Genomic DNA, 13,603 nt, shown 5'->3' on the forward strand with positions numbered 1-13,603 from the left:
ATCACTCTCTACTCATAACGAAGAACGTCAACAGGGTCGAGGCTCGCTGCCCTGCGCGCAGGAATGATCGTCGCCAATAGCGATAGGATAACCGCTAATACAACAGTCAGCACCGCTTCCACCCAATCAACTTCGGCCTTCATTTCAGTTATAAAGCGAACCGATGGGTCCCAAAGATTCAGACCAAAAAGTGCTTCGATACCGGATTTTATCGTGTCGAGATAGGTGATAAAAATGGCAGCCAGTAGGCAACCAATTACTATGCCCAGTCCGCCAACAACGAGGCCAACCGTAGTAAACACTCTTGATACAGCGTCACGCTCTGCCCCCATCGTTCGGAGGATTGCGATATCCGCTGACTTATCCTTTACCAGCATCAATAGGCTCGAGGATACATTGAAAACAGCAACAACAATGATAAGCCCAACCACAATAAACATAATGATACGTTCAGTCTGAAGCGCGCCAACAAGCGATTGATTGAAGCTTTTCCAGCTTGAGACATAAAGGCCAGAGCCCACAACTTCGCGGATACCCTCGAAATATTGGTCGACATCGTTCGGATTATTCAAGAACAGTTCGAAGTTATTAACCTTGCCTTTTAGACGGAAAAAACGCTGAGCATCACCAAGCGCCATACCGATAAAGCTCTCATCAAACGCATAAACACCTATTTCAATGATCGCGACGACGGGATAGGCTTTACTTCGCGGTGCAGAACCAAACGGGGTCGCAACCGAGGTGGGACTTAGGATTTTGACATTATCACCAACCCCCACACCAAGCGTACGTGCTAGCTGATACCCAAGAACAACGCCGCCAACCTCACTTGTTAATCGAAGATCACCCTGCAAAACATTGTTTATATTGAGTTTTCCTTCAGTAAAAACATCATCAGGCAATCCACGAACAAGTGCACCACGCGATTGCTGATCGTGCGTCACCAAAACCTGTTTCTCGACGAACGGGATTACCTTTGTGACACCGTCAACTTTCTTAAGGTCGCTACGCAGTTCCTCATAACCTTTTATTTCACCGCCATATCCTTGCACGATAACATGACCATGATAACCCAGAACAGAATCCAGCAATTCGGCACGAAATCCATTCATAACCGACATAACAATCAAAAGCGTCCCAACCCCAAGGGCAATTGCCACCATTGAGAGAATTGCGGTTAAGGAAATAAAACCGTCCTTACGCCTACTTGTCAGATAGCGCTTCGCAATACGCCACTCATATCCTCGCGCTATCAAACCAATCCTCCAGTCAATTTATTGCCCCAATCTTTTTGTCGCTTTGACCATAAAAACAGAATTATGTCATCCGTGCGACAATAGCATCAAGTGCCACTTCCTCGCGCTCGCCTGTTGCACGGTTCTTTAATTCAACAACACCGTTCTCTAAGCCGCGTGGTCCAAGGGCAATCTGCCATGGCAGGCCAATCAGGTCCATATTTGCAAACTTGCCACCTGCACGCTCGTTCGTATCATCATAAAGAACATCAACGCCAGCATCCATAAGCTCTCTATAAAGCTTGTCACAAGCTGCAACACAGTCTTCCTTCTTGGTATTCAGGCTAATCAGGCCAACCTTAAACGGGGCCACAGCTTCCGGCCAGATAATACCATTTTCATCATGGCTTGCCTCAATGATACCGCCCACAAGGCGCGAAACACCGATACCGTATGAACCCATCTGAACAAATGCGTTCTTACCGTCCGGTCCTTGGACACTTGCATTGAGTGGTTTCGAATATTTGTCGCCAAAGAAGAAGATATGACCAACCTCGATACCGCGACCGGTTTTCAGATCACCATCTGTAACATCACAGTCGTCAGCATTATGAATTTCATCTGTTGCAGCATAAAGCGCTGTCCACTCGTCAACAATCGGTTGAAGGTCAGATGACGGGTCAACATCAACCATCGGATCAAGTTGTTCAAAATCTTTGTGGAAGAAAACTTCGCTTTCCCCAGTATCTGCAAGGATGATAAATTCATGGCTCAAGTCACCGCCTATCGGCCCCGTATCCGCTCGCATTGGAATTGCCCTGAGGCCAAGGCGCGCAAACGTACGCAGATACGCGACAAACATCGCATTATAGGATTTTACACCATCTTCTGCGGTTAGGTCGAAACTGTAATTATCTTTCATCAAAAATTCACGGCCACGCATGACACCGAACCGTGGGCGGATTTCATCCCGAAATTTCCACTGAATATGATAGAGGTTTTTCGGAAGGTCACGATATGATTTCACTTCACGGCGGAAAATATCAGTGATCATTTCCTCGTTCGTCGGGCCAAATAGCATTCTGCGCTCGTGGCGGTCTTCAATACGGAGCATTTCTTTACCATAATCATCATACCGTCCGCTTTCTTCCCAAAGCTCTGCTGGCTGAATGGTTGGCATCAGCATTTCAACCGCACCAGCACGGTCTTGCTCTTCACGGACGATCTGTTCGATCTTTTTCAAAACCTTATGACCTAATGGTAACCATGAATAAATACCGGCAGCACCTTGACGGATCATGCCTGCCCGCAACATCAGACGATGCGAAGCAATCTTGGCTTCAGAAGGAGTTTCCTTTAGTGTGGGTAAAAAATAACGGCTTAAACGCATGACGTTTGATTTCTCTTTGTAATTCTTGTTTCAAAACGAATATCTGTTCTTTTGCCGCGAACCGATGCAAAGAGCAATTCGTTTTTGATGAATTTACACCAATATACAGAAGAAAGCCATTTTACACCTTCAGCATCATCAGTTGTGGCTTCATAGCAACATTCACTCAAAACTAGATGAATGAAAAAGATCAGGCACTGTATTCGTTGGTGACACGAAAACTGTTAGCTAATAAATTAACTGTCACGCACACAACAGATGTGTTGCTTGGATATGATCCAGGCTCAGGGAAGAAATATTGAGAATTAATCTCAGCAAAAAAGCAAGGCTACATGCCTTGCTTTTTTAGTATTCTATCTCGTTGTATTAAAGCGTGAAAATCAACGCGGTGCTCTAAAACTGATAACACCACTATCCACGAGAAAGTAATATCCGGTTGTCAGCACAGCAGCGATTAAAGTTGTATAGAGGGCCTTTTTCAGCAAATTAGGATTAGACGGCGCACCGGGTTCAGTACCTTCAACCACACCTTCTTCGCTTTCATGCTGCGAGCGCACACCAATCGGAAGGGCTGCGAAAAACACCATCCACCAAATCACAACATAAACAAGAACAATCGTTGCGATGTTCATAAATTAGACCTCTTCAAGTTCAACAAGCGTTCCACAAAAGTCCTTTGGATGCAGGAACAACACTGGCTTGCCGTGGGCGCCAATTTTTGGCTCACCGTCACCAAGGATACGCGCACCTTCTGCAACGAGCTTGTCCCGTGCTGCAATGATGTCATCAACTTCATAACAAACATGGTGCATACCACCAGATGGATTGTTAGCAACAAATTTTGCTATCGGCGAATTTTCACCAAGAGGAAGCAACAATTCGATCTTAGTATTTGGCAATTCAACAAACACCGTTGTTACCCCGTGGTCCGGTAGATCAACAGGATCAGAAACCTTAGCCCCTAACGTATTGCGATAGGTATTGGCTGCCGCCTCTAAATCAGGAACCGCAATCGCAACATGGTTTAACCGTCCAATCATACTATCATCCTTATTTACAATTATTAGAAATCAAGATCATCGCTTCTGGTGATCATTACTTCAACGCCTGGGTTCTTTCCAATTTCACGGCGCGTGAATCGCCGGATTGCAATACGAACGGCTTCCTCAACCATAGTATCGCTCTCGCGGGCGCGTGCACCAATCTTTTCAACGGCTGTTTCAGCGATATCCAAAATTACATCATAAAACGCATCATCATCACAGCCCGCAATTCCCTTAATCGCCAGAAGCGGTTCAGCAGCCAATGCATTATCATCACCAAACACCAAGCTTACGATAATAAGCCCGTTTACCATCAAACGTTTTCTGTCAACAATGGCAGGATCATCAACTGAAACAACTGATTTTCCATCAAGCGCAAGGCGCCCAGATGGTGCATAATCTATTTTCTTGAGGCCATTGTTTTTGATTTCGATAATGTCACCATTCGAGGGCACAATTGTATGCTCGATGCCTAACGAGCGCCCAAATTCGGCATGATGCTTCAAATGGCGGGCTTCGCCGTGTACAGGGATCAACATTTTTGGCTTCACCCAATCATACATTGTGCGTAGTTCAGAGCGACCAGGGTGACCGGAAACATGCACAAACGCATCTTTTTCCGTAATAATATCAATGTCTCTAGCTGCAAGGATATTGAACAAACTTCCAAGAACAAGTTCATTGCCCGGGATCATTTTTGAGGAAAAGATAACGGTATCCCCAGGGACAAGATCAATATTACGATGATCACCTCTGGCAATTCTGCTTAGGGCAGCGCGGTTTTCGCCTTGGCATCCCGTGCATGCGATCAGGATTTTATCCTTGGGCAAATATTCGGCATCATCTTCGCTTACGAGTGTCGGGAACTTTTTCAGGTATCCAGTTGCCTTCGCCGCCTTATATATACGGTGCATGGAGCGCCCCAAAAGAACAACTTCACGGCCACTTGCCTTGGCAACTTCCCCAATTGTCTCTAAGCGCGCGACATTAGAGGCGAATGTTGTAATCACAACCCGCCCTTTAAGGTCACTAACAAGCTCTTTCAGGCTTGCACGAACATCCGATTCAGAACCAGATTCGCTCTCGTTAAATACATTTGTAGAATCGCCAACCAGTGCCAAAACCCCTTCTCTACCGAGTTCCTCAAGGGCAGTAGACGGACAAACTGGCCCGATTAAAGGATTTTTATCCAGTTTCCAGTCACCAGTATGGAAAATGGTTCCCCGTTCAGTTTTGATAACAATTCCATGCCCTTCCGCAGTTGAGTGCGCGAGGGCGATATAGCGAATATTAAAGGGCCCAACATTAAAGGCATCATAATGATCAACGATAACCATTGGAACATCATCAAACCCTGCCTCGTTCAGTTTATCCTGAATAAGTTCGGCGGTGAACGGTGTTGCATAGATCGGACACTCAAATCGTTGCCAAAGGTGAGGAATAGCCCCAATATGATCCTCATGCCCATGGGTAACGACAAGGCCTGCAAGCGTATCTTTTTCGTCCTCGATAAAATCGGGATCAGGAAAAATAAGATCAACACCCGGAAGCGCTTCGCCAGCGAACGCCATTCCGCAATCGACCATCAACCATTTTCCTTTATGCCCATATAGATTGAGATTCATCCCAATCTCACCCGAGCCACCAAGTGGTAGGAAAATAAGTCTGTCGTCACTGCGTTGCATATAGGCCATAAAAGAGCTTCTTTGTTTGATTATTGGTTACGCTCAAAGATCAGTTTTAGACCTAATAATGTTAATTCACCAGAAACATGATCAATCGCATCTGTATGGTCGGCAAAAATCGGTGCAAGGCCACCAGTTGCTAACACCTTCATATTCTGGCCATGCTCGTCCTTAAGCCGTTTCACCAACCCTTCGATCATACTTACATAGCCCCAGAAAATACCATATTGCATAGCTTCTAAGGTTGTTTTGCCAGTCACCCGGGTATCTTCTGGAGCGCTGATTGCGATACGAGGTAATTTGGCTGCGGCCTGATTAAGCGCAGATAAGGAAAGATTGATACCAGGGCATATAATACCGCCGAGGTAAGCACCATCATTTCCAACAATATCAAAGGTTGTTGCCGTCCCAAAATCGACCACTGCCATTGGACCACCATATATAGCATCAGCAGCAACAGCATTCACGAGGCGATCCGCCCCAACTTCCTTTGGATTATCAACACGCACGTCAACACCCAACTTAACACCATCCGCGCCAACAACAATCGGTTCACAGTTAAAATATTTCTTACAAAGCTGACTAAGCGGCCAAACAACCTGCGGGACAACGCTTGCAATAATAGCGCCTGTAATAACGCTAATATCGCGGCCATGAAGGGCCATCAAATTACTGATCCAGACCATATATTCTTCAACAGTGCGCTGATCGGCTGTTGAAATACGCCATTGTTCGGCAATTTCATCGCCGTCAATAAGAGCAAATACTGTGTTTGTGTTGCCTGCATCAATCGTCAACAACATTTGAAAAACCTTTCATCCCTAATTATGGGATTAACTCTTTATCGCTTTACTTATTAGTGGGGAATACATCCCCAGCATATATCCTCAAAATATTGCCGTCATTCTTCAGAACTTCCAGTCCACCATCATCAGCGAGTGACTGGGGCGTTCCAACAAAAATCTCGTTAGCCGTCCTGATTTCACGCTCTTCACCAAGTCCCCAACTGTGTTCACTCCATTCACGGTAAACATGGGCCGGGTTCGATACATCAAATGCTTCCAACCGCGTGTACACATGATCTGCCAAAACCTTAAATGCTTCAGATACCGACCTTACGGCCCCAGAATGCTCCAACAAGGAAGTCGCTGAGAATGCAGCATCGCAAGGAAAATGCATTAAATTGACGCCAATGCCAATCACAACATAGTCAAGTTGCCCCTTAGACTTCGCACTGCTCTCGATCAATATGCCTGACGCCTTCTTATCAGATAACAAAATATCGTTTGGCCACTTACATTTAACCGACGTTGGATCAACACCAAGTGACACAAACATATCACGAACTGCCAGGGCAGTTATAAAAGGCAGTGATGTTAAATCACTTAAAGTAAGCGCAGGACGCCATAGTAAGCTACAGTATAAATTCCCCGCATTTGAGGTCCATTCCCGACCGCGGCGCCCGCGCCCGGAGGTTTGCTCTTTCGCGGTGATCCAAAGTGCTTTTTCGCTAGGTTCATTGACTGCGATTTGCGACGCAACTGTATTGGTACTATCACATTGTTGATAAAAACGAACCCTGACGCCGCCAGGCGCCAAGGCTGTCCAATCTTCAAACTGTTCTATGGTCACAGTGGCTCACTTAAAAAATAAGTGAACTGGCGCCCCATGCTGCTGCCGCTGTTAACGGAGCAATCAAGAGGTATCCCACTGGTGAGTTTAAAATCGCGCTAACACCAATCACCGCAGTCAGGCTGCGTGACCCAACAGGTTCAAACGCATCAGCAGGATCATTAAAGAACATAATCTTGATGATATTCAGATAATAGAACGCACCGATTACACTCGTTACAACCCCAACTACAGCAAGTGGAATAAGGCCTGCCTCAACCGCAGCAAGGAAAACATACCATTTACCAATGAAACCAGCCAGAAGCGGGATACCGGCAAGCGAGAACATAAATGTAGCAATCGCAATAGCCATTGGCAGGTTGTTCTGCGACAGACCTGAAAGGTCTTCAATCTCTTCAACCATACCATCCGCGCGGCGCATAGTCAGGATTGCAGCGAAAGAGCCAAGTGTCATTGTTAGGTAGATTGCAAGGTAAATCAAAAGCGCTTCGATACCTTTTTCTGTGCCAGCTGCTAAACCCATCAGGCCATAACCGATGTGACCAATGGAGGAATAAGCCATAAGACGCTTGATATTTTTCTGAACAAGCGCAAGGAAAGCACCAGCGATCATGGACGCTAGTGAGATAAAGACAATAACCTGCTGCCATTCATGTTGCATTTCAGGGAATGCACTGATCATCACGCGAATAAAGAGGCCAAAAGCCGCAACCTTAGGCGCTGCTGCAAAAAATGCAGTAACAGGGGTTGGCGATCCTTCATAAACATCTGGTGTCCACATGTGAAACGGAACAGCAGATACCTTGAAAGCAAAGCCAGAGATCATGAAGACCATACCAATGATGACACCAAGCGATGCATCTGCCCCGCCCTTAAGCGTTTCGGCAAGTACGTCAAAATTCACACTACCGGCGAAACCGTAAACGAGCGAAATACCATAGAGAAGCATGCCCGAACTTAGGGCACCCAATACAAAGTATTTCAAGCCTGCCTCAGTTGAGCGTGTGCGGTCCCGGTTCATCGCGGCAAGGACGTAAAGCGATAAACTTTGAAGTTCTAGCCCCATGTAAAGCGACAAAAGGCTGTTTGCAGATACCATCAGCATCATACCCAGCGTCGCAAGCAAGATTAGAATAGGATATTCAAATTTCGCTATATCATGGTCTTTCAGATAGTTGGTAGAAATTAGCATCGCGACACCAGAACCGATCAAAATCAGAACTTTGGTAAAGATCGCAAAACTATCAGAAACAAACATATCATTGAAGGTAAGCTGTCGCTCAAAGCCCACCTGTGTAAGCATCACGAAACCAGTGATCACAAGTAGAGCAATTGACAACACAGTAACCTGTGAAAAGCTTTTGTTACCGCGAAATACCCCAACCATAAGAAGGATCATCGAACCAATCGCCAAGATCAATTCTGGCAGTACGGGAACAAGATTTGGAAGTTGTCCGGTCATCGGATTCTCACTCCTAATGGGAAGCCTGAGAAGCAGTTACAGCTTTCGCCTGCTCCTCGGCAACAGTGGGGAAATTCTTATCTATAAGGTTTGCAACAGAGGCATGAATAGGCTCTAGGAAGCTATTCGGATAAATACCCATCCAGAGAACCACAGCAATCAAAGGTGCAAAAATAATTTTTTCACGCAGGTTCAGATCAGGCATTGCCTTCACGTCATCTTTCGTCAACTCACCAAACAATAGGCGCCACACAAGATAAAGCATATAGGCAGCGCCAAGGATCACACCAAAGGCAGCGCCGAAAGCAACCCAGCTATTATACGTAAACGCACCGTTTAAGACGATAAACTCACCAACGAAGCCACTCGTTCCCGGAAGACCAATGGACGCCATTGAGAAAAAGACAAATGTTACCGCGTAAAGCTTCATATTATTTGCAAGGCCGCCATAGCGCTTAATTTCACGCGTGTGCAGGCGGTCATAAATTACACCAACGCCAAGGAACAATGCACCTGAAACTACACCGTGGCTCAACATCTGGAAGATCGACCCTTCAATACCGTTTGTGTTCAGAACAAAAATACCGATAGTCACAAATCCCATATGCGCCACTGAGGAATATGCAATCAGCTTCTTAATGTCTTCCTGAACAAGCGCAACAAGTGATGTGTAAATCACAGCAACAATCGATAACGCGAGGACAAGCCATGCAAACTCTTGCGAGGCATCAGGGAACATTGGCAGGCTAAATCGAAGGAAACCATATCCACCCATTTTCAGAAGTACACCAGCCAGGATAACCGATCCCGCCGTTGGTGCCTGAACGTGCGCATCCGGAAGCCACGTATGAACAGGCCACATTGGCATCTTCACTGCGAAGGACGCAAAGAAGGCAAACCATAGCCAGTTTTGAACATGAGGATCAAAACCGTGCTCCATCAGCGCAGGAATATCTGTTGTACCGGCCTCAATGAACATATAGAGGACCGCGATCAACATAAATACAGAACCAAGAAGCGTGTAGAGGAAGAATTTAAAGCTTGCGTAAATACGGTTCACGCCGCCCCAAACACCAATGATCAAATACATTGGAATAAGGCCACCTTCAAAGAACACATAGAAGAGGAAGATATCAAGCGCTGAGAAAACACCAATCATCAGTGTTTCAAGCACAAGGAACGCAACCATATATTCTTTTACGCGGTTCTCAACACCCCAGCTCGAGAGGATAACAATTGGCATAAGGAACGCTGTCAGAATAATGAACAGAACTGAAATGCCGTCCACGCCAACATAATAGCTGATGCTGTCACCAATCCATTTGTATTTTTCAACAAACTGGAACTCGGCAGATCCATTATCGAATCCCACCCAAAGGAAAATGCTTAGGATGAAGGTTACAATTGTCGTCAGGAGCGCAACCTGGCGAATATTGCGTTTCTCAATCTCTTTATCTGCATTGCGGATCATCAGAATGACCAAGGCACCGATCATCGGTGCGATCATCATGAGGGAAAGAAGATAGTTATCTAGAAATTCCATTGTAAGTCTTCCCTACCCTTAGTGTCCGGCAACTTGCGTTCCACCCTGCGACATAAACCATGTCACAGCGATCGCAAGTCCGATAATCATTGCAAATGCATAATGGTAAACATAACCCGATTGGAGCTTCCGGGCGCGCGCTGCAATACCCGCAACAAGCGCTGAAAGTCCGTCCGGTCCGAAGCCATCAATGGTTTTCTCATCGCCGCGTTTCCAGAAGAAACCGCCGAGCCACAATGATGGCTTAATGATTGCAAAGTTATAAAGTTCGTCGAAATACCATTTATTAAGAAGGAATGCGTATAGGCCATCCCACATTTCAGCAGTTTTTTGCGGAAGGTTACTTGCAACACGGCCAAACACATTAAGTGTTCCATAAAGCGAAACAGCAAACAGGATACCTGAATAATAGCTTACATATTTATTCGGGAAGAAAATCCAGCTCGCAAGTGTAACAGCGGTTAATCCCAACAGAACAGGTTTCGGTAGATTCAGGTTTGGTCTATAGTAGCAAAGTGCGATAAACAGGCCGAGCATCATGGCAATAAACGGTGCTTTCACAACAGCCTTTGGAACCACCTGAGCCGCATCCATAATATCATTTGCAGCAACAACCAAAGCGCCGTCCCAGAATATTACCTTCTCGGCACCGATAAAATACTTCTGAAAAACCGCACCGGCAAACAATGCACCAATTGCCAAGACAATCAGCGGTATACGCATAACCCAAGGCCCTTCATGGGCATGGTCAAACGTATGTGCGTCCGCACGTGTTTCCCCGAAGAACGTCAGGAATACCAAACGCCAGCTATAGAAGCTTGTCATAAGGGCAGCCACAACAGTTAGGAAGAAAGCAAATGCTGCGCCCCCACCATCAGAGGCATAGGCCGCCTGAATGATCAAATCTTTTGAATAGTAGCCTGAAAGAAGCGGCAGACCGATAATCGCAAACGTTCCAATCAGCATAACAGCAGCTGTTAACGGTATCTTCTTCAGAAGGCCACCCATATTGCGCATATCTTGCTCATGATGCATCGCATGGATCACTGATCCGGCGCCAAGGAACAATAGCGCCTTAAAGAACGCGTGCGTGAAAAGGTGGAAGATCGCACCGCCATAGGCACCAACGCCGAGCGCCACAAACATATACCCAAGCTGTGAACAAGTTGAATAAGCGATAACGCGCTTAATATCGTTCTGCACAAGGCCAACTGTCGCGGCAAAGAAGGCGGTTGCCGCGCCAACATACGTTACAACAGTTAATGCGTCAGGTGAGAATTCAAACACAGGGCTAAAGCGTGCCACAAGGAATACACCCGCTGTTACCATCGTTGCTGCATGAATAAGCGCAGATACGGGTGTCGGCCCCTCCATCGCGTCGGGTAACCATGTGTGAAGGCCAAGCTGCGCAGATTTACCCATTGCACCAACAAACAAGAGCAAGCTGATCACCGTAATCGCATGATAATCGTGTCCAAGGAAACTGATTGTTGCATCCTTATAGGCTTCAACATTCGCGAATATGTCATCAAATACAACGGTACCAAACACCATGAACGCAGCGAAAATACCGAGTGAAAAGCCAAAATCACCCACACGGTTTACGACAAACGCTTTGATCGCTGCCGCGTTCGCACTTGGTTTCTTGAACCAGAACCCGATGAGGAGGTATGAAGCAAGGCCCACGCCTTCCCAACCAAAGAACATCTGAACAAGGTTGTCTGAAGTAACGAGCATCAACATCGCAAACGTAAAGAGCGACAGATAGGCAAAGAAACGCGGTTTATGCGGATCTTCACTCATATAGCCCATTGAATACCAGTGCACGAGCGCAGAAACCGAGTTCACAACCACCAGCATCACAACGGTAAGCGTGTCGATCTTAAGCGCCCAGTTGAACTCAAGCGTTCCTGACTTGACCCACTCAAGTACAGTCACCGTATTCACTGCATTGTGCGCAATCGCGACATCAATAAAAACAATCCAGGAAAGAACAGCAGAAATGCTGACAAGTGTAGCTGTCACAAGCTGCGACAAGCGATCACCAATCTGGTTTCCACCAATCCCTGCAATTAAAAAGCCGATAAGCGGCAAGAAGACGATAGCTTTGTAGATCATTTTTTGCGTCCCTAGCCTTTCATCTGGTTAATATCTTCGACCGCGATTGTTCCGCGCTTACGGAAGTAAATCACAAGGATCGCAAGGCCGATTGCCGCCTCTGCTGCCGCAACCGTCAGCACAAACATGGCAAACACCTGCCCCACAAGGTCATTCAGATGGGTCGAAAATGCGACCAGATTAATATTCACTGCAAGAAGCATAAGCTCCACAGACATCAAGATAATGATGACGTTCTTCCGGTTAAGGAAGATACCGAAAATCCCAAAAACAAACAGGATCGCCGCAACCGTCAGATAATGCCCTAGCCCTATATCCATGGCATCCATTCCTTACCGTTGTTTAGAGGGGATTGATACACCCTCACCTTTTTCAACATCTACAAGCTCAAACGCATCCTCTGGACGACGAGCAACCTGACGCGCGATATTCTGGCGTCTAACGCCTGGGCGTGTTCTAAGTGTCAGAACAATCGCACCAATCATCGCAACCAAAAGAACCATACCAGCAACCTGGAAGGCGTAGATATAATCTGTATAGATAATCGCGCCCAAGGCTTCGATATTGCTCGCACCTTCAACAGCAGTTGCTGGTGACGCTGCATTATTCGCAACCTCTGGTCCAAACTGCCAAGCTGCGCCAATGGCAACCAATTCAACCGCCAGAACCAATCCGATCAAACCACCAATAGGAAGATACTGAAGAAATCCCTGACGAAGTTCTTTGAAGTTAATGTCTAGCATCATCACGACAAAGAGGAAGAGAACAGCAACCGCACCCACGTATACGATGATCAAAAGCATCGCGAGGAACTCAGCGCCCATCAGAACGAACAAGCCAGCTGCGCTAAAGAATGCAAGAATAAGCCACAATACCGAATGAACGGGGTTGCGCGCTGATATCACCAAAAGGCCAGAAGCCACCGTGATGCTTGCAAAAAGCCAAAATGCCAAAGCAGGAAGTGTCATTAGTCTTCTCTCACCCCACCCTTATCTATAGGGCGCGTCAAGGGCCAAGTTGGCCGCAATTTCGCGTTCCCAGCGCTCACCATTAGCGAGCAGTTTTTCTTTATTATACATCAGTTCTTCACGTGTTTCGGTAGCAAACTCAAAGTTTGGCCCTTCCACAATCGCGTCAACCGGACAGGCTTCCTGACAAAATCCGCAATAAATACATTTTGTCATATCGATGTCGTAGCGCGTTGTGCGGCGCGAACCATCTTCCCGTGGCTCAGCTTCAATCGTGATTGCTTGCGCCGGGCAAATTGCTTCGCATAGCTTACAGGCAATACAGCGTTCTTCACCGTTTGGATACCGACGGAGCACATGCTCGCCGCGGAACCGCGGGCTTAGTGGCCCTTTTTCGTATGGATAGTTGATTGTTGCTTTTGGTCTGAAGAAATATTTGATCGACAGCCAGAATGCCGCGAAGAATTCCTTCAAAATCAGACTTTTAGCAGCTTGTGCAATAGCAGTCATAATATCACCTACCCTCT

General features: G+C 46.5%; 13 protein-coding genes. All 13 read right to left on the minus strand.

Annotated features, from left to right (window positions below):
- Window positions 1–8: 8 nt before the first annotated feature.
- Window positions 9–1,256 (minus strand): lipoprotein-releasing ABC transporter permease subunit, encoded by a 1,248-nt coding sequence (locus KFF44_RS09475; RefSeq protein ID WP_255933705.1) that lies wholly within the window; start codon window positions 1,254–1,256, stop codon window positions 9–11.
- A gap of 61 nt (window positions 1,257–1,317) precedes the next feature.
- On the minus strand, window positions 1,318–2,625 hold the full coding sequence (gene proS, locus KFF44_RS09480; protein WP_255933706.1) for a proline--tRNA ligase: 1,308 nt from the start codon (window positions 2,623–2,625) through the stop codon (window positions 1,318–1,320).
- A 380-nt stretch (window positions 2,626–3,005) separates the two neighbouring features.
- Window positions 3,006–3,257 carry a DUF1467 family protein gene (locus KFF44_RS09485; RefSeq protein WP_255933707.1) on the minus strand — a complete coding sequence of 84 codons (252 nt, stop codon included), beginning with the start codon at window positions 3,255–3,257 and terminating at the stop codon, window positions 3,006–3,008.
- A gap of 3 nt (window positions 3,258–3,260) precedes the next feature.
- A complete protein-coding gene (gene mce / locus KFF44_RS09490) occupies window positions 3,261–3,665 on the minus strand; it encodes a methylmalonyl-CoA epimerase (protein WP_255933708.1) in 405 nt (134 codons plus the stop codon).
- 23 nt (window positions 3,666–3,688) lie between these two features.
- Complete coding sequence (locus tag KFF44_RS09495; protein WP_255933709.1) at window positions 3,689–5,362, minus strand: ribonuclease J; 1,674 nt, start codon at window positions 5,360–5,362, stop codon at window positions 3,689–3,691.
- Window positions 5,363–5,382: 20 nt separating this feature from the next.
- Window positions 5,383–6,156, minus strand: a complete 774-nt coding sequence (locus tag KFF44_RS09500; RefSeq protein ID WP_255933710.1) for a type III pantothenate kinase — start codon at window positions 6,154–6,156, stop codon at window positions 5,383–5,385.
- A gap of 46 nt (window positions 6,157–6,202) precedes the next feature.
- A complete protein-coding gene (locus KFF44_RS09505; protein ID WP_255933711.1) occupies window positions 6,203–6,985 on the minus strand; it encodes a biotin--[acetyl-CoA-carboxylase] ligase in 783 nt (260 codons plus the stop codon).
- Between the two features lie 10 nt (window positions 6,986–6,995).
- Window positions 6,996–8,447, minus strand: coding sequence for an NADH-quinone oxidoreductase subunit NuoN (nuoN, locus tag KFF44_RS09510; RefSeq protein ID WP_255933712.1), 1,452 nt, complete (start codon window positions 8,445–8,447; stop codon window positions 6,996–6,998).
- 13 nt (window positions 8,448–8,460) lie between these two features.
- A complete protein-coding gene (locus KFF44_RS09515; protein ID WP_255933713.1) occupies window positions 8,461–9,990 on the minus strand; it encodes an NADH-quinone oxidoreductase subunit M in 1,530 nt (509 codons plus the stop codon).
- A gap of 18 nt (window positions 9,991–10,008) precedes the next feature.
- A complete protein-coding gene (gene nuoL / locus KFF44_RS09520; RefSeq protein ID WP_255933714.1) occupies window positions 10,009–12,108 on the minus strand; it encodes an NADH-quinone oxidoreductase subunit L in 2,100 nt (699 codons plus the stop codon).
- A gap of 11 nt (window positions 12,109–12,119) precedes the next feature.
- A complete protein-coding gene (nuoK, locus tag KFF44_RS09525) occupies window positions 12,120–12,428 on the minus strand; it encodes an NADH-quinone oxidoreductase subunit NuoK (RefSeq protein WP_255933715.1) in 309 nt (102 codons plus the stop codon).
- 12 nt (window positions 12,429–12,440) lie between these two features.
- A complete protein-coding gene (locus KFF44_RS09530) occupies window positions 12,441–13,076 on the minus strand; it encodes an NADH-quinone oxidoreductase subunit J (protein ID WP_255933716.1) in 636 nt (211 codons plus the stop codon).
- Window positions 13,077–13,097: 21 nt separating this feature from the next.
- Window positions 13,098–13,586, minus strand: coding sequence for an NADH-quinone oxidoreductase subunit NuoI (nuoI, locus tag KFF44_RS09535; RefSeq protein ID WP_255933717.1), 489 nt, complete (start codon window positions 13,584–13,586; stop codon window positions 13,098–13,100).
- Window positions 13,587–13,603 lie beyond the last annotated feature (17 nt).

It is taken from the genome of Kordiimonas sp. SCSIO 12610 (assembly GCF_024398015.1).
GTDB lineage: Bacteria > Pseudomonadota > Alphaproteobacteria > Sphingomonadales > Kordiimonadaceae > CANLMI01.

Coding starts and splice junctions, on each gene's coding strand:
- proS (WP_255933706.1), bottom strand. CDS start 2,625: ATGCGTTTAAGCCGTTATTTTTTACCCACACTAAAGGAAACTCCTTCT.
- KFF44_RS09485 (WP_255933707.1), bottom strand. CDS start 3,257: ATGAACATCGCAACGATTGTTCTTGTTTATGTTGTGATTTGGTGGATG.
- mce (WP_255933708.1), bottom strand. CDS start 3,665: ATGATTGGACGGTTAAACCATGTTGCGATTGCGGTTCCTGATTTAGAG.
- KFF44_RS09495 (WP_255933709.1), bottom strand. CDS start 5,362: ATGGCCTATATGCAACGCAGTGACGACAGACTTATTTTCCTACCACTT.
- KFF44_RS09500 (WP_255933710.1), bottom strand. CDS start 6,156: ATGTTGTTGACGATTGATGCAGGCAACACAAACACAGTATTTGCTCTT.
- nuoN (WP_255933712.1), bottom strand. CDS start 8,447: ATGACCGGACAACTTCCAAATCTTGTTCCCGTACTGCCAGAATTGATC.
- KFF44_RS09515 (WP_255933713.1), bottom strand. CDS start 9,990: ATGGAATTTCTAGATAACTATCTTCTTTCCCTCATGATGATCGCACCG.
- nuoL (WP_255933714.1), bottom strand. CDS start 12,108: ATGATCTACAAAGCTATCGTCTTCTTGCCGCTTATCGGCTTTTTAATT.
- nuoK (WP_255933715.1), bottom strand. CDS start 12,428: ATGGATATAGGGCTAGGGCATTATCTGACGGTTGCGGCGATCCTGTTT.
- KFF44_RS09530 (WP_255933716.1), bottom strand. CDS start 13,076: ATGACACTTCCTGCTTTGGCATTTTGGCTTTTTGCAAGCATCACGGTG.
- nuoI (WP_255933717.1), bottom strand. CDS start 13,586: ATGACTGCTATTGCACAAGCTGCTAAAAGTCTGATTTTGAAGGAATTC.